This window comes from Bacteroides uniformis (genome assembly GCF_025147485.1).
Taxonomy (GTDB): Bacteria; Bacteroidota; Bacteroidia; order Bacteroidales; family Bacteroidaceae; genus Bacteroides; species Bacteroides uniformis.
In genome coordinates, this window is sequence record NZ_CP102263.1 from 2,715,206 (window position 1) to 2,738,080 (window position 22,875).

The following is a 22,875-nucleotide window of genomic DNA, read 5'->3' on the forward strand; positions in this document are numbered from 1 at the left end:
GATGAAAACAATGAAAATGCTCTCTGCTTGTTTATTGCTGCTTCCTTTTATATCTTGTACTCAAGTGCAGGATACAAAAAATGACGCAGTCATCGAGCAGAAAATAGAAACGCTGTTGTCCAGTATGACATTGGAGGAAAAGATAGGGCAGATGAACCAGATTTCTTCTTATGGCAACATAGAGGATATGAGCGGATTGATAAAGAAAGGTGAAGTCGGGTCTATCCTGAATGAAGTAGATCCGGTGCGTGTCAATGCCTTGCAGCGTGTGGCAATGGAGGAGTCCCGCTTGGGCATCCCCTTGCTGATGGCGCGTGATGTAATCCATGGTTTCAAGACCATATTCCCTATTCCCTTGGGACAAGCGGCATCTTTCAACCCGCAGGTGGCTAAGGATGGTGCACGGGTAGCGGCTGTGGAGGCTTCTGCCGTGGGTATCCGCTGGACATTTGCGCCGATGATAGATGTGGCTCGCGATCCCCGTTGGGGGCGTATGGCCGAAGGATGTGGCGAAGATACTTATTTGACTTCAGTGATGGGTGTTGCTATGGTTGAAGGTTTCCAGGGAGATTCGCTGAACAGTCCGACTTCCATAGCCGCATGTCCTAAACATTTTGTAGGTTATGGTGCTGCCGAGGGCGGGCGTGATTATAATTCCACTTTCATTCCGGAGCGTCGTTTGAGGGATGTATACCTTCCTCCTTTTGAAGCTGTGGCCAAGGCAGGGGCAGCCACTTTCATGACTTCGTTTAATGACAATGACGGAGCACCGTCTACCGGAAACACTTTTATTTTGAAAGATGTGCTTCGTGGTGAATGGGGATTTGATGGAATAGTAGTGTCAGACTGGGCTTCGGTAGCCGAAATGATGGCACATGGCTTTGCTGCCGATTCTAAAGAGGCAGCAATGAAGGCGGTGAATGCTGGTGTGGATATGGAGATGGTCAGCTATACGTTTGTCAAGGAATTGCCGGAATTGATAAAAGAAGGTAAGGTCAAGAAGTCTGCTATAGACGATGCCGTGCGGAATATTCTGCGTATCAAATTCCGGTTGGGACTGTTTGATAATCCTTATGTGGATGAGAAACGGATAGAGGAACTTTATGCTCCTTCTCATCTGGAGGCTGCCAAGCAAGCTGCTGTGGAATCGGCCATCTTGTTGAAGAACGAAAAGGAGACATTGCCTTTGCAATCTTCGGTAAAGACGGTTGCTGTGGTAGGTCCGATGGCAAATGCACCTTATGACCAATTGGGTACCTGGATATTTGATGGTGACAAGACAAAAACCGTGACACCGTTGAAGGCTATCAAGGAACTGGTGGGGGACAAAGTGCAGGTGATATACGAGCCGGGTCTGACTTATAGCCGTGACAAGAATATGGCAGGTGTTGCCAAAGCCGCTGCTGCCGCTGCACGTGCTGATGTTATTTTGGCGTTTGTAGGCGAAGAGGCTATTCTTTCAGGAGAGGCGCATTGCCTGGCCGACCTGAACCTGCAAGGTGCGCAAAGCGAACTGATTGCCGCTTTGGCGAAAACAGGAAAACCGGTGGTTACTGTCGTAATGGCAGGGCGTCCGTTGACCATAGGAAAGGAAGTCGAACTCTCGTCAGCTGTACTTTATTCGTTCCATCCCGGAACCATGGGAGGACCGGCATTGGCCGACTTGCTGTGGGGTAAGGCTGTGCCAAGTGGCAAGACTCCGGTGACTTTCCCGAAGATGGTAGGACAGATACCGGTTTATTATGCTCATAACAGTTCCGGACGTCCGGCTACGCGGAATGAGGTTTTGCTGAATGACATTCCGTTGGAAGCGGGGCAGACTTCGTTGGGATGTACTTCTTTCTATATGGATGCAGGTTTCGATCCGCTGTATCCTTTTGGCTACGGTCTGTCGTATACGACGTTCAAATATGATAATGTGAAACTCTCGTCAGCCAATCTGAAGAAGGAAGATGTGCTGACTGTGACTTTCGACCTTGAGAATACCGGAAAGTATGAAGGTACCGAGGTAGCCCAGCTTTACGTGCAGGACAAGTTTGCTTCGGTGACCCGTCCGGTGAAAGAGCTGAAACGCTTTGCTCGCGTCACATTGAAGCCGGGTGAGAAGAAAAATGTATCGTTTGAACTTCCGATAAGTGAACTTGCTTTCTGGAATATAGATATGGTGAAGACGGTGGAAGCCGGAGACTTTGCTCTTTGGGTGGCACCGGATAGCCAAAGTGGAGAAGAAGTTTTCTTTAAGGTAGTAGATTGATTGTTGATTTAAGGTTAAAAAGAGAAGGGGCGGACCGTGACGGTTCGCCCCTTCTGCTTTCTTCTTTATAAGCCCCGCCTTCCGGCAAATAACTCATCACTTATTACTTATTACTTATAACTTTCTTATATCCATACACCGCATTGCTTCCCAGTTCTTCTTCGATGCGAAGCAGTTGGTTGTACTTTGCCATACGGTCTGAGCGGCTCAGCGAACCGGTCTTGATTTGTCCGCTGTTGGTAGCTACGGCTATGTCTGCGATAGTCGCATCTTCCGTTTCACCGGAACGATGGGAAGTTACGGTAGTATATCCGTGGCGGTGTGCCATTTCGATGGCATTCAGTGTTTCGGTCAGCGAACCTATCTGGTTTACTTTAATCAATATGGAGTTGGCACAGCCTTTTTCGATGCCCATTGCAAGGAAGTCCACATTGGTGACGAACAAATCGTCTCCTACCAACTGGCAACGGTTGCCGATACGGTCGGTCAGTTTTTTCCAGCCGTCCCAGTCGTTCTCGCTCATGCCGTCTTCGATAGAGTCGATGGGATACTTGTTGATTAACTCTTCCAGATAGTCAATCTGTTCGTCGGCAGTACGTTTCTTGCCTTTTTCACCTTCGAATTTGGTATAATCGTAGATGCCATCATGGTAGAACTCGGAAGAAGCGCAGTCCATGGCAATCATTACATCTTTGCCCGGTTCGTATCCGGCAGCCTTGATGGCGGCAATGATGGAGTTCAAGGCATCTTCTGTACCCTCCAGATTAGGAGCAAAACCTCCTTCATCGCCTACTGCTGTGCTGAGGCCACGGTCTTTCAGGACTTTCTTCAGTGCGTGGAACACTTCGGCACCCATACGCAAACCTTCGCGGAAGGAAGTGGCACCTACGGGGCGTATCATGAATTCCTGGAAAGCAATGGGAGCGTCACTATGCGAACCGCCGTTGATGATGTTCATCATCGGTACAGGCATCACATAGGTATTTGTACCACCGATATATCGGTAGAGTGGGATGTCAAGGTAAGCGGCGGCAGCCTTGGCTACAGCAAGAGATACGCCGAGGATGGCATTGGCACCCAGATTGGCTTTCGTTTTGGTTCCGTCCAGTGCAAGCATGGCATGGTCGATACCCATCTGGTTGAGGGCGGACATACCGATGAGCTTGGGAGCAATGATATTATTGATATTGTCCACGGCTTTCAGGACACCTTTGCCTCCGTAACGTTTTTTGTCACCGTCACGCAGTTCCAATGCTTCGTGTTCTCCCGTGGATGCTCCTGACGGGACAGATGCACGGCCTATGAAGCCGGATTCCAAGGTTACGTCTACTTCTACAGTTGGGTTACCTCTTGAATCGAGGATTTCACGTCCGATAATCTTCTCTATTTTCATATTCAGTCAATTTTAATTATAAACTATCTTACTAACAAATGAAAACAAGGAATTGTTTTTCGTTTTTAATCCTTTATTGTAATGCCTAAAAGAGCAGTCAACTCCATGGCTTGGGAAGTATTGACGATGGCTCCCCGTATGTCGGGCAGGTTGAGGCGTATACCTCCTATGTGCGAGTCGCTCAAGTCGATTCCTCTTAGAGGGGTGTGTGAAAACTCGGATTCTACCAGCTCACAGTTTTCAAAGGCGATGGAGGCAAGTTTGCAGTTGTTGACGTCGCTGTTGCGCAAGTCACAAGAGGTGAAGCGGGCTTGATTGATTTTACTCATGGAAAGATTGAGGTATCTGGCATTGCAGTCCTTCATTGTCAGATGGTTCAATATTGTTTCCGGCAGATTGGTTCCCACCAGTTTGCAGGATATGAATTCCACTCTGAACAGAGAACTTTCGGCAAATGAGATGTTGGAAAGGTCGCAATGTTCAAAACGTACATCAGTGAAATGGCAGGATTTCAGTTTGCAGGCGCTGAATTGGATATGACTGAAAGTACAGTTGGTGATGCTTTTGTAGGAATACTCCATGTGTTCCTCTGTCCGTTTACCGAAGTGAAGGTCTCTGACAGTTTCTTCCGTATTCAGCCATTCTTCCAATGATTTGGAACTTTCACTTTGTCCCTCTAAGGTAGGAGGGATGATGCGTACGGGAGGCATGACAAAAGGCTTGCTGGGTTTCATAGGGGTGTTTGGGTTATATACAGCGTCCGAAGGCGCCGCCGGCGAAGGCTGCCAGGACTCCTAATGTGATACTTAATAAGGTATATAAGGCAAACATTCCGTAGAATTCTTGCTTTATCAGAATCAGTCCGTCATTGCTGAAAGTGGAGAAGGTGGTGAATCCTCCGCACAGACCGGTAGTCAGCAACAGCCGTACCTCAGTAGAAAGGTTGAAACGGGCGGATAAGGTATAGAATAGCCCGATGAGGAAACTTCCGAGGATATTGACTGTGAATGTAGCCCATGGGAAAGAGTAGGGGACTATGCGCTCGTGGAGCATCATCTGCACGCAGTAGCGCAGTACGCTGCCGGTACCGCCGCCAAGGAATATAGCTATCAGTAATCTAGTCATAGGTTGTCTGGGGTTGGTTTTGGCTGCAAAGGTAGTGAAGACAAAGGAATTTCAGTAAATCATAGCCCGAAATTTCATAAAGCGATTCTGTACTGGGGGAAGTAGTTATTGGTGGGATGTATATAATTTTGATATTTGATATGAGTGATTGCCAATCTTGGTTCCGGATAGTTCGTGATGGGGCAGAAGCGATTTACTAAATCTTCCTCCAAGATTTAGTAAATCGTTGCCGGAGATTTAGTAAAATGTCCGGGAGATTTTAGTAAACGAGTAGAAGGGGCTTTGGAAGGATGACTGGTTTGTCTGTATTTTTGGATACGGTAATAACTTGTGAAACTTGAGCCACTCTTGAAATTGAGGTCTTAACCGTTCAAATGCCATATTGTAGAGACCTCTCTAGAACCTTGTCTTGATAATCAGCGATTTATTTTCATTGGCTGTAGAGATTGTACCCATTCCTTCTCATTCTCTTCCTGCCTTTCTTTCTTCACTTGTAGAGAAGGGTTGTTTTTAATTTGTTGTTTTTTAGAGTTTTAACGAAATTGGTTGTAGATGTCATTTCCTTGTATTCCCGTCATTCACACCCTAACTTTGCAACATCGAATTCAAGAGAATGAAAGTTTATCGTTGAGGCCTCACGATGGATCTCCACTTCTTGAAAGAGAGGAAAAGGCTTCGGCCTATTTATTACATTATTATATTAACTTTCTAAAACATTAAAAATTATGGGACTTCAGTATGTAGTGGCAAAGAGAATCTTTGGTTTTGACAAGGACAAAAATGTAAAGTATGTAGCTAAATCCGTAGGAGCGGGTGAATTGGATTTTGATAAGTTATGTGCCAAAGTGAGCCGTATTCTTGGTATTCACAGAAAGACGGTGGACTTAGTGGCTGCAGGACTGGTGGACATCATGTCGGAAGAAATAGACGATGGAAAGACTGTTCGTTTAGGTGATTTCGGATTGTTCCGCCCTTCTTTTGTAGGGAAGAGTGCTGATACGGAGGCTGGCGTTTCGGCCAGTAACATTGTCCGTAAACGTATTCTGTTTTTTCCGGGGGAAAGCTTTTAGTCAAATGTTGGGCAATATGAGCGTCACCAAGATGGTGGTTCCCGATACGGACTATACGGATGGAAGTAGCAATGGTGGAGGGGATAACTCCAATCCTTCGGGAGGCAATGACGGGGACCAAGGTGAAAATCCTTTGGGATAATTCCAGTGCACGATTAAAGTTGTAAAAATATGGAGGGCGAAGTTTTCGTAGCGATACTTCTCCTTCTATTTTGTTTGTAGGCAGGATATTGTTCAAGGGAAGTTGGTTTTCATGCAAACGTTTGCCGACAAATCATCTATCATTTTAGTTTAATTGCGTCAGAGTGTATTTCTTTCCTGCCTATATTTGCATCTGGAACATAATTTTATAAATATAGCATGAGAAACATGAAAGCAATCTGTACAAAATTAGCCTGCTTCCTGCTCGTTTTGTTGGTGAGCGGCGTAGCAATGGCAGAGAGTATTACCTCTCCCAACGGACAACTTCAATTGAATTTTTCGGTAAATGCGCAAGGCGAACCCGTTTACGAACTTTCTTACAAAGGAAAGCCGGTGATTAACCCTTCCAAATTAGGACTCGAACTGAAGAACGACCCCGGTCTGATGAATGGCTTCACGATGGCGGATGCAAAGACTTCCACTTTCGACGAGACTTGGGAACCGGTATGGGGTGAAGTAAAGCAAATCCGTAACCACTACAATGAGCTGGCTGTGACGCTCAACCAAAAAGCGCAGGATAGGAACATCATTATCCGCTTCCGTTTGTTCGACGATGGTATGGGCTTCCGCTATGAATTCCCTTTGCAGAAGAACCTGAACTATTTCGTGATTAAAGAGGAGCGTACTCAGTTTGCCATGACTGGCGACCACACTGCCTTCTGGATTCCGGGCGACTACGATACGCAGGAATATGACTATACAGAATCCAAACTTTCTGAAATCCGCGGGCTGATGAAAGGGGCCATTACGCCTAACTCTTCGCAAACCCCGTTTTCGCCCACCGGTGTTCAGACTTCTTTGCAGATGAAGACTGCTGATGGTTTGTACATCAACTTGCACGAAGCTGCTTTGGTGGATTACTCTTGCATGCACTTGAATCTGGATGATAAGAATTTTGTTTTTGAATCTTGGCTTACTCCCGATGCAGTAGGCGATAAAGGTTATCTGCAAGCTCCCTGCACGTCACCGTGGCGTACGGTTATCGTAAGCGACGATGCTCGTGACATCCTTGCCTCTAAAATCACGCTGAACTTGAACGAACCTTGTGCTTACGAGGACGTTTCCTGGATTAAGCCCGTGAAATACGTAGGTGTATGGTGGGAAATGATTGCAGGTAAGAGCACCTGGGCATATACAGACGACCTTCCCTCCATCAAACTGGGTGAAGTGGACTACTCCAAAATGAAGCCCAACGGCCGTCACGGTGCCACTAACGAAAATGTAAAAAAGTACATCGACTTCGCAGCCGAGCACGGTCTGGACCAAGTATTGGTGGAAGGCTGGAATGAAGGCTGGGAAGACTGGTTTGGCAAATCCAAGGATTATGTATTCGATTTTGTGACCCCTTATCCCGATTTCGACGTGAAGATGCTGAATGAATATGCCAAGAGCAAAGGCGTGAAGCTGATGATGCATCATGAGACATCCGGTTCGGTGCGCAACTACGAACGTCACATGGACAAGGCCTATCAGTTTATGGTGGATAATGGCTACAATGCCGTGAAGAGCGGATATGTAGGTAATATGATTCCCCGTGGTGAACATCATTATGGGCAATGGCTGAACAACCACTACCTCTATGCCGTGAAGAAGGCAGCCGACTACAAAATTTGCGTGAATGCGCACGAAGCTGTACGCCCTACCGGTTTGTGCCGTACTTATCCTAACTTGATTGGCAACGAATCTGCACGAGGAACTGAATATGAGGCATTCGGCGGTAGCAAACCGTTCCATACCACATTGCTTCCATTCAACCGCTTGATTGGCGGTCCGATGGATTATACACCGGGTATCTTCGATACCAAACTTGACTTTATGGGCGATTTGCCCCACGGACAAGTGCAGACTACACTTGCTAAGCAACTCGCTCTGTATGTAACTTTATACAGCCCGTTGCAGATGGCTGCCGACTTGGTTGAGAACTACGAAAAGCACATGGATGCTTTCCAATTCATCAAGGATGTGGCAGTAGACTGGGACGACAGCAAGTACATTGAAGCAGAACCGGGTGATTACATTACCGTGGCCCGTAAGGCAAAAGGAACCGGCAACTGGTTTGTTGGAGGTATTACAGACGAGAATGCACGTACAGCCAACTTTACGCTCGACTTCCTTGAACCGGGCAAGCAATACGTAGCCACTCTCTATGCCGACGGTAAAGATGCTGATTACAAGGAGAATCCTACTTCTTATCAGATAAAGAAGGGTATCGTAACCAGCAAGACCAAAATGTCCGTGAAGGAAGCGCGTAGCGGTGGTTTTGCATTGAGCTTGATTGAAGCAACTCCGGCTGACAAGAAAGCTGTGAAGAAGTGGAGATAATTTAGGGTAGAAAGAGTTTTTATTAGGCATTAGTGAGGCCCCGCAGAAGTCCAATCTTTGCGGGGCTTTTTTTTGTGTTAGGGTAAGCTCATTCTTATACCGTAAAAATAGCATCAAGACCCGAGTTTTTGGTAAGTCCGTTCTTTGGGGAAACCTTTATTTTTGCACTCAGATAACAGATTGCATAATCATTAAAAATCAGAGATATGAATACGGATAAGAAAATCAGTCGTCGGGAGGCTTTAAAGCGTATGGGATTTGCCGTGATGAGCAGTGCTATCGCATCTTCCGGCCTACTCTCGTTGGCATCCTGCGAAACAAAAAGGAGTAAGCGTATCATCTTTTATTTTACCGGAACGGGTAACAGTCTTTACATCGCCCGTCAGTTGGCTGGAGAGAACGCAGAATTGTTGAGTATCCCTCAGATGGTGAAACGGGGGAAGTATGAATTTGAGGCAGATGAAATCGGCATCGTTTATCCCATCTACGGTCATATGCCTCCCTATATGGTACGGCAGTTCATTCGGAAAGCAAAACTGAAGGCAGAATACAAGTTTGCTGTCCTCACCTATGGTGCAAGGAAGTGCGATGCGGTAGAGATTTGGGACCGTATATCCCGTAAAGCCGACAATGCGTTTGACTATATCAACACTATCATCATGGTGGATAACTGGCTACCCAACTTCGACATGAACGAGCAACTCAAGATAGACAAGCACATCCCCGAGAACTTGCAGAAGATAACGGCAGATATCAACAGTCGGCAGCATTGGCACGAACCGGTGACGGAGGAGGAACGGCAACAGCACCAAGGTTTTATGCAGCGGAGTGGACTCGACCCCGAGGTGGGCTTCCTGATGAAAAGCGAGAAGTTCTTTACCGTGACCGATGTTTGTATTGACTGTGGCATTTGTACCTACGTTTGTCCGCGCGGCAACTATGAGCTGACGTCGAGAGGAGTGAAGACGTCCGGTGACTGCGAGTTCTGTTTTGCCTGCATACAGAATTGTCCGCAGAAGGCTATTCAGTTCATAAAGCAGGAAGATGGCTCTTTTCCTGACGGAACGGAGAAGAACCCCAATGCCCGCTATCGTAATGAGCATATTTCGCTAATAGATCTGAAACGGGCAAACAATCAAAAACTATAATCATTAACCTCTGTATTTTGTCGGATTTACACCCAGATGTTGTTGTACGTAACGGCTAAAATAAGCAGGAGAGGAAAAACCGAACATATCGGAAATACGGACGAACGTTAGTGATTTGTCGCGCAGCAAACGCGAGATGTCGAGTGTGGTATAACGGTTTATCCAGTAGTTTGCTGTATAACCGCTTACTTTCTTGGAAACTTCCGAAAGATATTTGGAGGTGACACATAGGCAGTCGGCATAATAGGTCACTTCACGATGCTCGCGGAAAGTTCCGTTCTCCAGCATGTTGAGGAAACGGCTCATGATGGAAGCATTTTGTACAGAGATATTGTCCTCGCCATATAGATGGGAGTGGAAATCGAAGAAGTCGAGTATCAACATCTGTGTGGAGGCGATAAGCATATCGCGATGGAAATGATGGTCTGTATTCCGGAGTCTGTATTCCACTTGTTCAAAATCCCGGAGACATAGCTCTTGCTGTTCGGTAGTCAGGGACATGATAGGATTGAGAAATAGGGAAAGTTGCCCTTTCATGCCGTAGTTGTTCTGTGGTGTACTCAGCACCACAAAGCCCGATGCGATATAGATGACCTTTACGCGAAAATCTTCTGAAGGTTGAATTTTCTCTACCAGTTTTCCTTTGCGGACAATCATCAGGTCGCCGGCACGTAGCTCGCGCTCCTCTCCATTGTACTTCAATCGGCAGATTCCTGACAGACAGAGGGCGTGTGCAAGATAGCCACTGTATGCGTCCGTCCCCAGACCTTGAAGAGTATCGGCTATTATAATATTTGCGGTTTCTCCCATTATACAGTTGTTTGGTTTCGATCACAAAAGTATATGTTTCCAATAATATAACTTCTATTGTGGGCAAGAAATATATTGCCTTTTTTATTCATTTCAAATCTGCCCGAATTTCGCAAATTCTTCATACCTTTGCATCCGTTAATTTTAGAAACCAATAACAAAACAGAACTTATGGGAGGTTTTTTCGGAACAGTCGCCAAGGCAACAAGCTGTGTGGCAGATTTGTTTTACGGCACAGATTATAATTCACATTTAGGGACAAAACGTGGTGGGTTGGCTACATACGATGCAGAAACGGAGCAGTTTACCCGTTCCATTCACAATCTGGAAAGCACTTATTTCCGCACGAAGTTTGAGGATGAACTGGATAAGTTCAAAGGAAATTCCGGAATAGGAATCATCAGTGACACAGACCCTCAACCCCTTATCCTTAACTCCCACCTCGGTCGCTTTGCCATTGTAACGGTAGCCAAAATAGTAAATCTGCAAGAACTGGAAACAAAACTGTTGGCCCAAAACATGCACTTCGCCGAACTCAGTTCGGGCAAAACCAATCAGACGGAACTTATCGCCCTCCTTATTATACAAGGAAAGACATTTGTCGAAGGAATTGAAAATGTGTATAAGCATATCAAAGGTTCCTGCTCCATGCTGTTATTGACGGAAGACGGCATCATTGCCGCTCGCGACCGCTGGGGACGTACTCCGATTGTGATTGGCAAGAAAGACGGAGCGTATGCCGCCACAAGTGAGTCGAGCAGCTTTCCGAATCTTGGTTATGAGATAGACCGTTATTTGGGACCCGGAGAGATTGTTCGCCTGCGTGCCGATGGTGTGGAACAGATGCGCAAGCCTGATGAGGGAATGCAGATTTGTTCCTTCCTATGGGTATATTACGGTTTCCCCACTTCCTGCTACGAAGGTAAGAATGTGGAGGAAGTGCGTTTTGCCTCCGGTTTCAAGATGGCACAGACAGATAAGTCAGAGGTGGATTGTGCCTGCGGTATTCCTGATTCGGGTGTAGGTATGGCGCTTGGGTATGCCGAAGGTAAAGGAGTTCCTTATCATCGTGCCATTTCCAAATATACTCCGACTTGGCCTCGTAGTTTTACTCCCAGCAAGCAGGAATTGCGTTCGCTGGTGGCAAAGATGAAGCTGATTCCCAATCGTGCCATGCTCGAGGGTAAGCGTCTGCTGTTCTGTGATGACTCTATTGTCCGGGGGACCCAGTTGCACGACAATGTGAAGGTGCTGTATGAGTATGGTGCCAAGGAGGTGCATATCCGGATTGCTTGTCCTCCATTGATATATAGCTGCCCGTTTGTAGGATTCACGGCTTCCAAAAGCGACATGGAACTGATTACCCGTCGTGTCATCAAGGAACTGGAGGGTGACGAGAATAAGAATCTCGATAAGTATGCCACTACCGGCTCACCCGAATACGAAAAGATGGTGGACGTTATCCGCGAGCGTTTCGGACTTTCATCCTTGAAGTTCAATACGTTGGAAACTCTGGTTGAGGCTATCGGATTGCCTAAGTGTAAGATATGTACGCATTGTTTTGATGGTAGCAGCCATTTTTGATTGACATTTTGTCCTTAAGAAATAAAAAAGAGGCGTGAATTGCTTGGCAGTTCACGCCCCTTTTTTTATCTTTACAGCACAAAATAGTGGTTAATGATTAGTGATTAATGATTAATGCCATTCGGATAATGCTTTTCGCCAATTACTAATCACTGACCATTAATCACTAACCATTAATCACTAATCATTATTCATCATGACTTTAGTAGAACGTTTTTTAAAGTACGTAAGCTTCGATACTCAGTCCAGTGAAGAGACTGAGATTACTCCGAGTACTCCGGGGCAAATGGTGTTTGCCCGGTATCTGAAAGAAGAATTGGAAACTTTGGGTCTGGAAGAAATCACGTTGGACGAAAATGGTTATCTGTTCGCCACTCTTCCTGCCAATACAGACAAGCCGTTGCCCGTCATCGGCTTTATTGCCCACATGGATACAAGCCCCGATATGAGTGGCAAGAATGTTTCTCCGCGTATCGTGCAGAATTATGACGGTAAGGACATTGTTCTTTGCGCCGAAGAGAATGTGGTTCTTTCTCCTGCCCAGTTCCCCGAACTGCTCGACCATCAAGGGGAAGATTTGATTGTGACCGACGGCAAGACCTTGCTTGGTGCCGATGATAAAGCCGGTATTGCCGAAATTGTATCGGCGGTGGTATATCTGAAGGAGCACCCCGAAATCAAGCACGGTAAAATCCGTATCGGCTTTAATCCGGATGAGGAAATCGGTCTGGGCGCCCATAAGTTCAATGTAGCGCAGTTCGGTTGCGAATGGGCCTATACCATGGATGGCGGAGAAGTGGGTGAACTTGAATTCGAGAACTTCAATGCGGCCTCTGCCAAGATAAGCTTCAAGGGACGGAATGTGCATCCGGGCTATGCCAAGAATAAGATGATTAACTCTATCCGCGTTGCCAACCGTTTCATGTCCATGCTTCCGGCTGACGAGGCTCCGGAGCATACCGAAGGTTACGAAGGTTTCTATCATCTGATAGGTATTACCGGCGAGGTGGAGCAGACAACAGTCTCTTACATTATCCGTGACCACGACCGCACCCGCTTCGAAGAGCGCAAGAAGGAGATGGAACGTCTTGTGGCAAAAATCAATGAAGAATACGGTCCGGGTACCGCTACTCTGGAACTTCGCGACCAATACTATAATATGCGCGAGCAGATTGAACCGGTGATGCATATCATCGACACCGCTTTTGCCGCCATGAAGGCGGTAGGTGTAGAGCCTCGTGTAAAAGCCATTCGCGGAGGTACGGACGGCGCCCAGCTCTCTTTCAAGGGCCTGCCTTGTCCCAATATCTTTGCCGGTGGCTTGAACTTCCACGGCCGCTATGAGTTCGTGCCTATCCAGAACATGGAGAAAGCCATGAACGTCATCGTCAAGATTGCCGAGCTCGTAGCAAGCAAATAGATAATTCATAACTCATAACTCTAATAGTTCCATGAAAACCACTCCGTTTACCGAAAAACACATCTCGCTGGGTGCCAAGATGCACGAGTTTGCGGGATATAATATGCCTATCGAGTATTCCGGCATCATTGACGAGCATCTTACAGTATGTCAGGGTGTCGGTGTATTCGACGTCTCACACATGGGAGAATTTTGGGTGAAAGGTCCCCATGCTTTGGACTTTCTGCAGAAAGTGACTTCCAATAACATAGCTGCCCTCACACCGGGGAAAGTACAGTATACCTGCTTCCCAAATGAAAATGGAGGCATTGTGGACGACCTTCTGGTCTATCATTATGAGCCGGAGAAATACCTGCTTGTCGTGAATGCGTCGAACATTGAGAAAGACTGGAACTGGTGTGTGTCTCATAACACGGAAGGCGCTGAATTGGAAAATGCTTCCGAGCACATGGCACAGCTTGCTGTGCAAGGACCGAAGGCTATTCAGGCTTTGCAGAAGCTGACTTCCATTAATCTTTCCGACCTTCCTTACTATACTTTTACCCACGGTGAGTTTGCCGGAGAAAAGGATGTCATTATCTCCAATACCGGATATACCGGCGCGGGTGGTTTTGAACTTTACTTCTATCCGGAGGCTGCCATGAAGATTTGGGATGCCGTGTTCGAGGCAGGCGCGGAGTTCGGCATTAAGCCAGTTGGTCTGGGTGCGCGCGATACGCTTCGTCTGGAAATGGGATTCTGTTTGTATGGCAATGATTTGGATGACACCACTTCGCCCATTGAAGCGGGTTTAGGATGGATTACCAAGTTTGTGGAGGGAAAGAACTTCACCAATCGCCCGATGCTGGAAAAACAGAAAGCGGAAGGCACTACCCGTAAGTTGGTGGGATTTGAGATGATAGACCGCGGTATCCCCCGTCATGGTTACGAGCTGTATAGTACAGACGGTATTGCCATCGGTGTGGTTACCTCCGGAACTATGTCGCCTACCCGTAAGATTGGTATCGGAATGGGGTATATCAGACCCGAATACAGCAAGGTCGGTACGGAAATCTGCATTGACATGCGGGGACGTAAGCTGAAAGCTGTGGTTGTGAAGCCGCCGTTCCGCAAACAGTAGTTTGAATAAATGACTGAGAATGAAGAATTTGGCTGCGCAATGATGCCGCATGACAAATTCTTCATTCTTCATTCTTAGTTATTCCTTTCTCTATATTCTGCTTATCCTGTCCAGCATTTGGTTTGCCCAACCTATCTCTTTATTGGTCCATTCCTTTTCGGTTCCTTCTATGCCCTGGCCTTCGTAGGCCGAAAGCAAGGTGATATATTCTTTCAGTATATCAGCGGCTTGGGCTTGTTTGTTCATGCGCATCAATAATAGTATTTTTTGTTTATATATGTCCAGATTGGGGCTTGTTCCTGCCATCTCCTGGGCTTTATCAAGCATGGCGAGGCAGCGGTTGTTCACTTCTTCCGTATTAGACAGTGCCATTTCCGCTTTTACCAGGATGATGTAGTCATTGTCCGTGGCTAGTCTGTTGTCAATGTTCTTGCGTATCAGCCGGGCAGTTTCCTTATAGCGCTTGTTGGCGTAGTTCATACTTGCGTTGAAAGAAACGACATCGCTGGTGGTCCGTAGGTAGGGGCGGGCACTCAGGCTATGGGATTCACCGGCCTTTTCTATACGCTTTTGCAGGTTGCCGATGCTGCCGTAGCGAGGAATGTCCTTGTTGCGTTGGTGCAGGTTGTAATACCCTATAATTTTACCGAGGGCCGATGCGATTCCGTCGGGATTATAGCCCTTGAATGCCAGAAGTTGGCGCGCAAGGCGGTCTGAAGAGATTTCCTGGGAAGTTTTGTATTTCATCCCCAACCGGTCCGTTGCCGGAATGCTCAAAAGGGAAGCGATGGCTCCGATATCTGCCACCAGACTGACGGCATAAGCATCTTCATTATCGTCCCAGTAGGCCACATCGAGGGCTGCGCTGGCGGTAGTGGCAAAGACATCTGCCCAAAAAGCTGCACGCTTGGCACGCCGCTCGGCACGATAAATGTTGTTTACCTGATGGTCGAGGACGAAATGTCCCAGCTCACATGCGATGACGGCGGCCAGTTCGTCTTCGGAATCAAGAGTGCAGAGGAGGCCTGTACTGATAACCATGGAGCCGTTGGGAAGCATGAAGGCATCTGGTTCGGACGACTGGATGATACGTATGTTCAGGCTTTCTCCACGATTGCTGTCAATGGTGGTGGCATTCAGTTTGGAGAATATTCCTTGTACGTACGAGGTTATGTAGTCGTCCTGATAGGCTATCTCGTTCAGTTTATCGAGATAGTCCAGGCATTCTTCGTCGATTTCCTGGCGCAGTTTGTGCTTGTAACCGCGGTCGTTGAAATATTCGTAAAGATGATTCTTCAGGTATATTTGCTGCCAGAATTCCCAGTCCGTTTCCGGAGCGGATATGGCAATGATACCCATCTCATCCGAAGGAATGGTTTCTTGTATGCCATTCACTTCGACGGCATAGTAAATGTTATCGCTGTTTTCACCGGGATTGTTCATTTTGACAACCCGGCGGATAATGACCGGGGTACCGGCGGGAGATTGCTGGTACTCTTTTGTCAATTCTCCTTTGATGGCGATGTTTCCGCTTAAGTCCTTGTGCTTGGGTTTGGCAAACCCTGCCGTTGTGACAAGGATTGTTAGGATGAATAGGGTGGCGAGTCGTTTCATGATTATGGTATGTTTTCGGTTTCGATGATACAAAAATAGGAAAGTGTTTTTCCCCTTTCTTGTTTTTTCCCCTATTCTGTGATAGGAGATTCCCTATTTATCGCTCAGCGGGAGGCGGAAACAAAAAAGGGAACCTTTCAGTGAAAGACTCCCTTTTTTCAGTTTGCTTGAAACTGATTATTTCTTACGGTTACCGTAACGGCTCATGAACTTATCAACACGACCGGCGGTGTCAACCAGCTTGGACTTACCAGTGTAGAACGGGTGAGAAGTGCTGGAGATTTCCAGCTTTACCAGCGGATAAGTTTCACCTTCGAATTCGATAGTCTCTTTCGTGTTGCAAGTGGAACGAGACAAGAATACATCACCATTTGACATATCTTTAAATACTACCGGACGGTAATTTTCAGGATGAATACCTTTTTTCATTTTGATATTTTCTTTTAAAAATTTATATTCTGTTACTATTTTGGTAATAAATAGTGTAATGGTCTTCTTTTCAGAGCGCAAAGATAGTGCAAGTTGGAGACTCTACAAAATAAATTCAGATTTATTTTTATTTAGTAGGTTTATCGCATTTTATTTCTGATTTTTGCAGGACTTAATCTTGTGAATTTATGAGGAAACTACTTGTCTTATGCTCTTTCTGGCTGTGCGTGGCAACGCTGGGGGCACAAAATGCGGAACGGAAACTGTATAGTGTTGCGTTCTACAATCTTGAGAACTTATTTGATACGATTCATGATGCAGGTAAGAATGACTATGAGTTCCTGCCTAACGGCAGTTACCAGTGGACGGCAAAGAAGTATGAGTCCAAGCTGCAGAACCTTTCCAAAGTGTTGGGGTCCCTTTCGCGTGATTTAGTGCCGGAAGGTCCGGCATTCATCGGTGTGGCAGAGGCAGAGAACAGCCGGGTGCTGGAAGACCTCGTGAAGCAGCCGGCCATTTCCAATTATGAGTTCGTGCATTATGAAGGACCGGACAGACGGGGCATCGACTGTGCCTTGCTGTACGACCCGAAGCAATTCAGCGTTACCCACTCAAAGTTGGTGCTTTCCACTCCTTTTGAGGGGGATACGGTGCACTTGACGCGTGGCTTCTTGATTGTGGACGGACAACTGGCGGGAGAGCGTGTCTGCGTGATAGTGAACCACTGGCCCTCCCGTGGGGCAAAGTCGCCGGTGCGTGTGCATGCAGCCAGGCAGGTAAAGGCCTTGAAGGACTCTCTGATGCGTAGCGACAAGAAGCTGAAGCTCATCGTGATGGGGGATATGAATGACGACCCGATGGACGAAAGCATGGAGGTGCTGGGAGCGCGCAAATATCCGAAGCAGGTGAAGAAAGGCGAATTCTACAATCCCTGGTGGGTGACGCTGGAAGACAAGGGAGTGGGGACATTGCTCTATCGGGGCAAGTGGAACTTGTTTGACCAGATTGTCATTTCGAAACCGTTGCTGAAGGCTAAGAAAGGGTTGCGCTATGATCACAATGAAGTTTTCATCCGCGATTATCTGATTCAGCAGGATGGCAAATACAAAGGTTCCCCCTTGCGTACGCATGGGGGCAGGACTTGGCTGAACGGTTACAGTGACCATTTGCCGACCATCATCTATCTGAAAAATTAGTATTACATAATAATGTGTAAACAGATGCCGGAGAGCAAACATGTTCTCCGGCTTTTTTGTTGATAGAAGTATAGATGGCAAAAGTATGGCTGGCAGAGATAAATGCAAAGAGTTTGTAATATAGAGATTACAATAATCTGTTAAATGAAGCCAATAGCTTTAAAATAGAATGGATTTGGTAGGATGAGCCGGATATTTTATTCCCGTCAAGTTCTTTACTTTAAAGGATAATGATTACTTTTGCGTAGAATTTTAATTCACTAACAATAAAATTTAAACAAAATGGTTAATTACAAAGATTTAGGACTGGTAAACACAAGAGAGATGTTTGCTAAGGCTATCAAAGGTGGATATGCTATTCCGGCATTCAACTTCAACAATATGGAACAGATGCAGGCTATCATCAAGGCTGCAGTTGAAACAAAGTCTCCGGTTATTCTTCAGGTATCTAAGGGTGCCCGTCAGTATGCCAACGCTACGCTGTTGCGTTACATGGCTCAGGGTGCTGTTGAGTACGCTAAGGAATTGGGTTGCAAACATCCTGAAATTGTTCTTCACCTTGACCACGGAGATACATTCGAAACTTGCAAGAGCTGTATCGACTCCGGTTTCTCTTCAGTAATGATTGACGGTTCACACCTTCCGTACGAAGAAAACGTTGCACTGACTAAGAAGGTAGTTGACTATGCCCATCAGTTCGACGTAACTGTAGAAGGCGAACTCGGTGTATTGGCCGGTGTAGAAGATGAAGTTTCTGCAGAACACCATACATATACTAATCCTGAAGAAGTTATTGACTTCGCTACCCGTACAGGTTGCGATTCACTGGCTATCTCAATCGGTACTTCTCATGGTGCATACAAGTTCAAACCCGAACAATGCCACGTTGACCCTGCTACCGGTCGTCTGGTTCCTCCTCCTTTGGAATTTGCCGTTCTGGATGCTGTAATGGAGAAACTTCCGGGATTCCCCATCGTTCTTCACGGTTCTTCTTCAGTTCCTCAGGAAGAAGTTGATACTATCAACAAGTATGGTGGTAAGCTGGAAGCTGCTATCGGTATCCCCGAAGAGCAGTTGCGTAAGGCTGCCAAGTCTGCTGTTTGCAAAATCAACATCGACTCTGACTCACGTCTGGCTATGACAGCTGCTATCCGCAAGACATTTGCTGAAAAACCGGCAGAATTCGACCCGCGTAAGTATCTGGGTCCGGCTCGTGACAATATGGAAAAACTGTACAAGCATAAAATCATCAACGTGCTTGGTTCAGAGAACAAATTGGCTCAACTGGACTAATCGAAAGATAATCCGAATATAGCGTCAGCCCTTGCAATATTGATGTTGCAAGGGCTGACTTGTTATATATAGGCCGGTGTTGTGGGATGGTTAAGTTCGCCGGTTATTTCAGAAGCGGATGTTTCAACGTGTACAACAGTCTGTTTCCTTTAACAAAACAGTCTGTTTCCCTTAACTGAACAGTTTGTTTCAATAAAGAGAACACTTCGTTCCAATATGCAAAAACACTTCGTTCCAATACGTAAGAACACTTTGTTTCTACATATCCGAACACTTTGTTTCTCTATACTGGAACAAAGTGTTCACCGTTATGAACTAACAGATTAGCTATATTTGAGACCGGTGAAAAGCATATCCCCGTGACACCTATTCCATACTAAAAATCCCTTGCAGATGGCTGGCAGGCGAGGTGTCTGCAAGCTATCTGCAAGGGAGATTTGCAAGAATGAGCTCTCTGTGTGGAGTGCGCGTTATAATTCTATCACTAATGATTCTCTGGGGCCCATCTTCAGCTCTTCACCGAAGGTGATGGCCTTGCCGCTAAGAATATCTTTTCCCTGCTTGCTGTCTTTTAGGATTTCCTTGTAGAATTTCAAAGGAACGGTGGTCTCTGCATCTGTACCGTTCAGCATCACGAATATCGTCTTGCCTTCGTACTGGCGTGCGTAGGCATAAACACCATTCTGTACCATGAACTGCACCATGCTGCCTTTGGCAATCACATCGTTTCCTTTGCGCCAGTTTAGGATGGTCTTGTAGAAGTCGTAGCACTCGTTCTGTATTTTGGTACGTCCGGCTGGGGTCAGTGCGTTTGTTGCGTCACCGGTCCATCCGCCGGGGAAGTCCTTGCGGACATAGCCGTCGCTCTTGCTCTTCACGCCATTCATCATGACTTCCGTTCCGTAGTAGAGTTGCGGAATGCGGCGGGTGGTAAGCAGCAGGGTAGAGGCTTGCTTCAGCATCGGAAGGTTGTTGCCTTCGCCCAGGAAGCGGTCGGTGTCGTGGTTTTCGATGAATGCCAGTACGGAAGCGGGGTTGGGGTAGAGGAAGTCGTATACGAAGTTATTGTATATGCGGTCCAGTCCCTTGAACCAAGTTTCGGTCTGTTCATTCTTGGCGGTGTTTATCTTGTCGAAGAAGCTGAAGTCCATAACGGTCTTGAGGTTACTGTTCTTGGGGGCTGATAGCTTGGAATCCTTCTGCCACCAGGCGGTGTAGGCGGGTTCGGTAACCCAGGTCTCGCCCACGGTGTTGTAGTTGGGATATTCTTCGTTGAGCTCTTTCATCCAGTTGCTCATGGCATCATAGTCGGCATACGGGTAAGTGTCCATGCGGATGCCGTCGATGTTGGCGAATTCAATCCACCAGAAACTGTTCTGTACCAGGTAGCGGTAAACGTGAGGATTCTTCTGGTTGAGGTCGGGCATGGAAGGTACAAACCAGCCGTCGTTCATCTGGTCGGCATCGTACTGGGAAGTATAAGGGTCTACGTGCGGGGTCAGTTTGAAGGAGGTCTGCACGAAGTTGTTTTCGTGGTCGGGGTTGTTGAACCAATCTTTGGAGGGCATGTCCTTAATCCATACATGCTCTACGCCGCAGTGGTTGAAAATCATGTCCATTACGATTTTGATGCCGCGTGCATGGGCTTTTTCAATCAGTTGCTTGTATTCTTCGTTGGTACCGAAGCGCGGGTCTACCTTGTAGTAGTCTGTGGTGGCATAGCCGTGATAGGAACCGCCGGTCATGTTGTTTTCCAGTACCGGAGTAAACCAGAGGGCTGTGACGCCGAGGTTGGAGAAGTAGTCCAGGTGTTGTTCGATGCCGGCAAGGTCACCGCCGTGGCGTGCATTGGGGTCATTGCGGTCTATCTTGTACTCGGCCATGCCCGCAATCTGGTCATTGTCCGGGTTGCCATTGGCAAAGCGGTCGGGCATCAGCAGGTACAGTGCGTCGGAGGCGTCGAAACCTTTATGTTCGCAACCTTTCTTGTTGCGTGCCTTCAGTTCATATTCCTTTACGAGTTTCTTTTTTCCTTCAGTGAAGGTGAGGTTGAATTTGCCGGGTTTTACATCCTTGTCCAGTTTCAGATAGACCAGGAGGTAGTTGTTGCTTTCCAGCTTGACGGTGCTGCTCAATGAGACGCCGGGATAATTGACGGATACTGCCGCGTTGCCGATGCCTTCGCCATAGACCATCAGCTGGAGTTCCGGGTTCTGCATGCCGGTGTACCAAAACGGAGGGTCGATTTTGTTCACATTCATAGCTGCATACGTACTGAGGGAGAGTAAGAGTGTTCCCAAGATTAAGAATACTTTTTTCATGATAGTAACTTTACGGTTAATTTTTGCGCTAATTTAAAACAAATAACGGAGAAAGTTAATCTTTCTCCGTTACTGTACCTTATTATATTATGCAAACGTTTTCATTGGGGCTATTTGATGGGGGTTACGCTGGCGGTATCGACCTTTCCCTTGAAGAAGTCCTCTTTCTTGCGCTTTTCTCTGATGTCCTTCAGCCAGTTTTCGGCGGCATTGTATCGGTTGTCTTCTCCGATGATGGGAACTCCGTCCGCATCTACTTCCTGCACTTTGTCCTTGCTGTTTTTCGGACGGGTTTTCAGGTAGGCCGTTAGGTATCTCTCTGCTTTGGACGCATCTTTCAGATAGTAATAATAGATAAAGGCTGCGTCGTAGAGCAGTTTGTGTTTCTGCCGGTCGTATTTTTCGTATTGCGTCAGAAGGGTATTCGCCTGGTCGGTGTATTGAAATGCCATCTTGTAGCAGTCCGCAAGCCCCACATATAGGCGGGACATGACACTGTCGCTGGGCATGGCGAGGCTTACGGCAGTTTCCAGATAAGTCACTCCATCCTCTTTCCATGATGTCTTGGAGCAGGCGCGTCCCAGATAATAGAGAACGTTGATGTTGGTATTGTCATCTTTAAGAGCCCTTTCCAGCAGGTCGTGTGCTGGGTAGAAGTCTTCGAGGGCATAATAGCTGATTCCGGCGTAGAAGCAGGTTTGGAAAGAACTGTCTTTTTCCTGTAACAGTTGTTCATATCTTTCTATTGCTTTGGGGTAATCTTTGTTCAGGCAATAGGCTTGGGCATTGATGCGGTTCACAAGGACGTTGGTGGAGTCTATGGAACGGTATTTCTCCGTTATGTTTATGGCGTCTTCATACTGGTGGCCTGCTACATAGATGTTGCCGAGTTTGGCAGCAGACAGGTAATCATTGGGATATCTTTTCTGTATGTCCAGGTAGGCATCTATCACATGCATGATTTCTGTGTTGTCATAGACTTGCCCCATACTTTCGGCTCTAAGGTGTAGTACATAGGCGGAACTGTCCCTTTCTGCCAGCAGGTTGCTTTCCTTTAGAGACTCACGGTATCTCTTCATGTTCATCAGCAGACTGATATACTGGATGCGTGCGTATTTATTGTCCGGATTTATGTGGAGCGCATTTTGGTAGTAATCCAGTGCCTCGCTATATTTGGCAAGTGATTTGCAGCATTCGGCAGCTTCAATGTATGCCCGGGGATTGAGAGAATCCTGAGCTACGACTTCCTGAAATACGCTCAGAGCTTCAAGGTTATTGCCCAGCCCTTTCAGCGCTTTCCCTTTTTGGTAGAGTAGGGGGACGGTCGGGGTTTCTTGATCGATCAGCATCAAGGCTGTTTCATAATCGTAGTTGGCCATCGCCTCTTGAATGGGATTTGTGGTCTGTGCCGCCAGAAGCGAACAGCATGCACTGAAACATAAGGAGATAAAAAGCTTTCGCATACAGTATATCATTTATATGAGGTTAAACTGACTGCAAGTTACTAAAAAGAATGTATTTACGAAATAATCGTAATCTGTTTTAGATAGATTAACGAAAAAGCCCCTCCAAAAA

Annotated in this window: 16 protein-coding genes and 1 pseudogene; 9 read left to right on the forward strand and 8 right to left on the reverse strand. The window is 46.7% G+C overall.

Annotation, left to right across the window (positions count from 1 at the left end):
• The first annotated feature begins 1 nt into the window (after position 1).
• A complete protein-coding gene (bglX, locus tag NQ510_RS10625; RefSeq protein ID WP_005826828.1) occupies positions 2-2,254 on the forward strand; it encodes a beta-glucosidase BglX in 2,253 nt (750 codons plus the stop codon).
• Positions 2,255-2,357: 103 nt separating this feature from the next.
• Here the strand turns inward: bglX and eno are convergent, their stop codons facing one another.
• From eno to crcB, 3 genes are all read right to left on the reverse strand, one after another.
• Positions 2,358-3,647, reverse strand: coding sequence for a phosphopyruvate hydratase (gene eno, locus NQ510_RS10630; RefSeq protein ID WP_005826824.1), 1,290 nt, complete (start codon positions 3,645-3,647; stop codon positions 2,358-2,360).
• A 65-nt stretch (positions 3,648-3,712) separates the two neighbouring features.
• Positions 3,713-4,381 (reverse strand): pentapeptide repeat-containing protein, encoded by a 669-nt coding sequence (locus NQ510_RS10635; RefSeq protein WP_005826822.1) that lies wholly within the window; start codon positions 4,379-4,381, stop codon positions 3,713-3,715.
• Positions 4,382-4,394: 13 nt separating this feature from the next.
• Positions 4,395-4,772 (reverse strand): fluoride efflux transporter CrcB, encoded by a 378-nt coding sequence (gene crcB, locus NQ510_RS10640; protein ID WP_005826820.1) that lies wholly within the window; start codon positions 4,770-4,772, stop codon positions 4,395-4,397.
• A gap of 725 nt (positions 4,773-5,497) precedes the next feature.
• On the opposite strand from crcB, the pseudogene NQ510_RS10645 reads away from it, so the two are divergent.
• The 3 genes and pseudogenes from NQ510_RS10645 (at position 5,498) to NQ510_RS10655 (ending at position 9,513) form a co-directional block, all read left to right on the forward strand.
• A pseudogene (locus NQ510_RS10645) lies at positions 5,498-5,984 on the forward strand (HU family DNA-binding protein).
• A gap of 218 nt (positions 5,985-6,202) precedes the next feature.
• Positions 6,203-8,365 (forward strand): glycoside hydrolase family 97 protein, encoded by a 2,163-nt coding sequence (locus tag NQ510_RS10650; RefSeq protein ID WP_005826812.1) that lies wholly within the window; start codon positions 6,203-6,205, stop codon positions 8,363-8,365.
• A gap of 206 nt (positions 8,366-8,571) precedes the next feature.
• On the forward strand, positions 8,572-9,513 hold the full coding sequence (locus NQ510_RS10655) for an EFR1 family ferrodoxin (protein ID WP_005826810.1): 942 nt from the start codon (positions 8,572-8,574) through the stop codon (positions 9,511-9,513).
• A 3-nt stretch (positions 9,514-9,516) separates the two neighbouring features.
• On the opposite strand, the gene NQ510_RS10660 is transcribed toward NQ510_RS10655, so the two are convergent.
• Positions 9,517-10,323: a helix-turn-helix domain-containing protein gene (locus NQ510_RS10660; protein WP_005826809.1), complete on the reverse strand. Its 807-nt coding sequence runs from the start codon at positions 10,321-10,323 to the stop codon at positions 9,517-9,519.
• A 171-nt stretch (positions 10,324-10,494) separates the two neighbouring features.
• Here NQ510_RS10660 and NQ510_RS10665 point away from each other — a divergent pair, with 171 nt between their 5' ends.
• The 3 genes from NQ510_RS10665 (at position 10,495) to gcvT (ending at position 14,447) form a co-directional block, all read left to right on the forward strand.
• The gene (locus tag NQ510_RS10665; RefSeq protein WP_005826808.1) at positions 10,495-11,907 is read left to right on the forward strand and encodes an amidophosphoribosyltransferase; all 1,413 of its coding nucleotides are present in this window, start codon (positions 10,495-10,497) and stop codon (positions 11,905-11,907) included.
• Positions 11,908-12,103: 196 nt separating this feature from the next.
• Positions 12,104-13,327 (forward strand): peptidase T, encoded by a 1,224-nt coding sequence (pepT, locus tag NQ510_RS10670; RefSeq protein WP_005826807.1) that lies wholly within the window; start codon positions 12,104-12,106, stop codon positions 13,325-13,327.
• A gap of 31 nt (positions 13,328-13,358) precedes the next feature.
• Entirely contained in the window at positions 13,359-14,447 is a 1,089-nt protein-coding gene (gene gcvT / locus NQ510_RS10675) for a glycine cleavage system aminomethyltransferase GcvT (RefSeq protein WP_005826806.1), read from the forward strand.
• Positions 14,448-14,537: 90 nt separating this feature from the next.
• Here gcvT and NQ510_RS10680 read toward each other — a convergent pair whose 3' ends face one another.
• Both NQ510_RS10680 and NQ510_RS10685 read right to left on the reverse strand, forming a co-directional pair.
• Positions 14,538-16,061 carry a M48 family metallopeptidase gene (locus NQ510_RS10680; protein ID WP_005826805.1) on the reverse strand — a complete coding sequence of 508 codons (1,524 nt, stop codon included), beginning with the start codon at positions 16,059-16,061 and terminating at the stop codon, positions 14,538-14,540.
• 177 nt (positions 16,062-16,238) lie between these two features.
• Positions 16,239-16,490 (reverse strand): type B 50S ribosomal protein L31, encoded by a 252-nt coding sequence (locus tag NQ510_RS10685; RefSeq protein ID WP_005835945.1) that lies wholly within the window; start codon positions 16,488-16,490, stop codon positions 16,239-16,241.
• A 188-nt stretch (positions 16,491-16,678) separates the two neighbouring features.
• Between NQ510_RS10685 and NQ510_RS10690 the strand changes: the two genes are divergently transcribed.
• Both NQ510_RS10690 and NQ510_RS10695 read left to right on the forward strand, forming a co-directional pair.
• Positions 16,679-17,686, forward strand: a complete 1,008-nt coding sequence (locus NQ510_RS10690; protein WP_005826801.1) for an endonuclease/exonuclease/phosphatase family protein — start codon at positions 16,679-16,681, stop codon at positions 17,684-17,686.
• A gap of 282 nt (positions 17,687-17,968) precedes the next feature.
• Positions 17,969-18,979 carry a class II fructose-bisphosphate aldolase gene (locus NQ510_RS10695; RefSeq protein ID WP_005826798.1) on the forward strand — a complete coding sequence of 337 codons (1,011 nt, stop codon included), beginning with the start codon at positions 17,969-17,971 and terminating at the stop codon, positions 18,977-18,979.
• Positions 18,980-19,449: 470 nt separating this feature from the next.
• On the opposite strand, the gene NQ510_RS10700 is transcribed toward NQ510_RS10695, so the two are convergent.
• Positions 19,450-21,300 (reverse strand): glycoside hydrolase family 13 protein, encoded by a 1,851-nt coding sequence (locus NQ510_RS10700; RefSeq protein WP_005826792.1) that lies wholly within the window; start codon positions 21,298-21,300, stop codon positions 19,450-19,452.
• A 110-nt stretch (positions 21,301-21,410) separates the two neighbouring features.
• Positions 21,411-22,763: a tetratricopeptide repeat protein gene (locus NQ510_RS10705; RefSeq protein ID WP_005826790.1), complete on the reverse strand. Its 1,353-nt coding sequence runs from the start codon at positions 22,761-22,763 to the stop codon at positions 21,411-21,413.
• Positions 22,764-22,875 lie beyond the last annotated feature (112 nt).

What these genes read in the sequence shown, in the direction of transcription:
- bglX (WP_005826828.1), top strand. Translation starts at nt 2, where the DNA reads ATGAAAACAATGAAAATGCTCTCTGCTTGTTTATTGCTGCTTCCTTTT.
- eno (WP_005826824.1), bottom strand. Translation starts at nt 3,647, where the DNA reads ATGAAAATAGAGAAGATTATCGGACGTGAAATCCTCGATTCAAGAGGT.
- NQ510_RS10635 (WP_005826822.1), bottom strand. Translation starts at nt 4,381, where the DNA reads ATGAAACCCAGCAAGCCTTTTGTCATGCCTCCCGTACGCATCATCCCT.
- crcB (WP_005826820.1), bottom strand. Translation starts at nt 4,772, where the DNA reads ATGACTAGATTACTGATAGCTATATTCCTTGGCGGCGGTACCGGCAGC.
- NQ510_RS10650 (WP_005826812.1), top strand. Translation starts at nt 6,203, where the DNA reads ATGAGAAACATGAAAGCAATCTGTACAAAATTAGCCTGCTTCCTGCTC.
- NQ510_RS10655 (WP_005826810.1), top strand. Translation starts at nt 8,572, where the DNA reads ATGAATACGGATAAGAAAATCAGTCGTCGGGAGGCTTTAAAGCGTATG.
- NQ510_RS10660 (WP_005826809.1), bottom strand. Translation starts at nt 10,323, where the DNA reads ATGGGAGAAACCGCAAATATTATAATAGCCGATACTCTTCAAGGTCTG.
- NQ510_RS10665 (WP_005826808.1), top strand. Translation starts at nt 10,495, where the DNA reads ATGGGAGGTTTTTTCGGAACAGTCGCCAAGGCAACAAGCTGTGTGGCA.
- pepT (WP_005826807.1), top strand. Translation starts at nt 12,104, where the DNA reads ATGACTTTAGTAGAACGTTTTTTAAAGTACGTAAGCTTCGATACTCAG.
- gcvT (WP_005826806.1), top strand. Translation starts at nt 13,359, where the DNA reads ATGAAAACCACTCCGTTTACCGAAAAACACATCTCGCTGGGTGCCAAG.
- NQ510_RS10680 (WP_005826805.1), bottom strand. Translation starts at nt 16,061, where the DNA reads ATGAAACGACTCGCCACCCTATTCATCCTAACAATCCTTGTCACAACG.
- NQ510_RS10685 (WP_005835945.1), bottom strand. Translation starts at nt 16,490, where the DNA reads ATGAAAAAAGGTATTCATCCTGAAAATTACCGTCCGGTAGTATTTAAA.
- NQ510_RS10690 (WP_005826801.1), top strand. Translation starts at nt 16,679, where the DNA reads ATGAGGAAACTACTTGTCTTATGCTCTTTCTGGCTGTGCGTGGCAACG.
- NQ510_RS10695 (WP_005826798.1), top strand. Translation starts at nt 17,969, where the DNA reads ATGGTTAATTACAAAGATTTAGGACTGGTAAACACAAGAGAGATGTTT.
- NQ510_RS10700 (WP_005826792.1), bottom strand. Translation starts at nt 21,300, where the DNA reads ATGAAAAAAGTATTCTTAATCTTGGGAACACTCTTACTCTCCCTCAGT.
- NQ510_RS10705 (WP_005826790.1), bottom strand. Translation starts at nt 22,763, where the DNA reads ATGCGAAAGCTTTTTATCTCCTTATGTTTCAGTGCATGCTGTTCGCTT.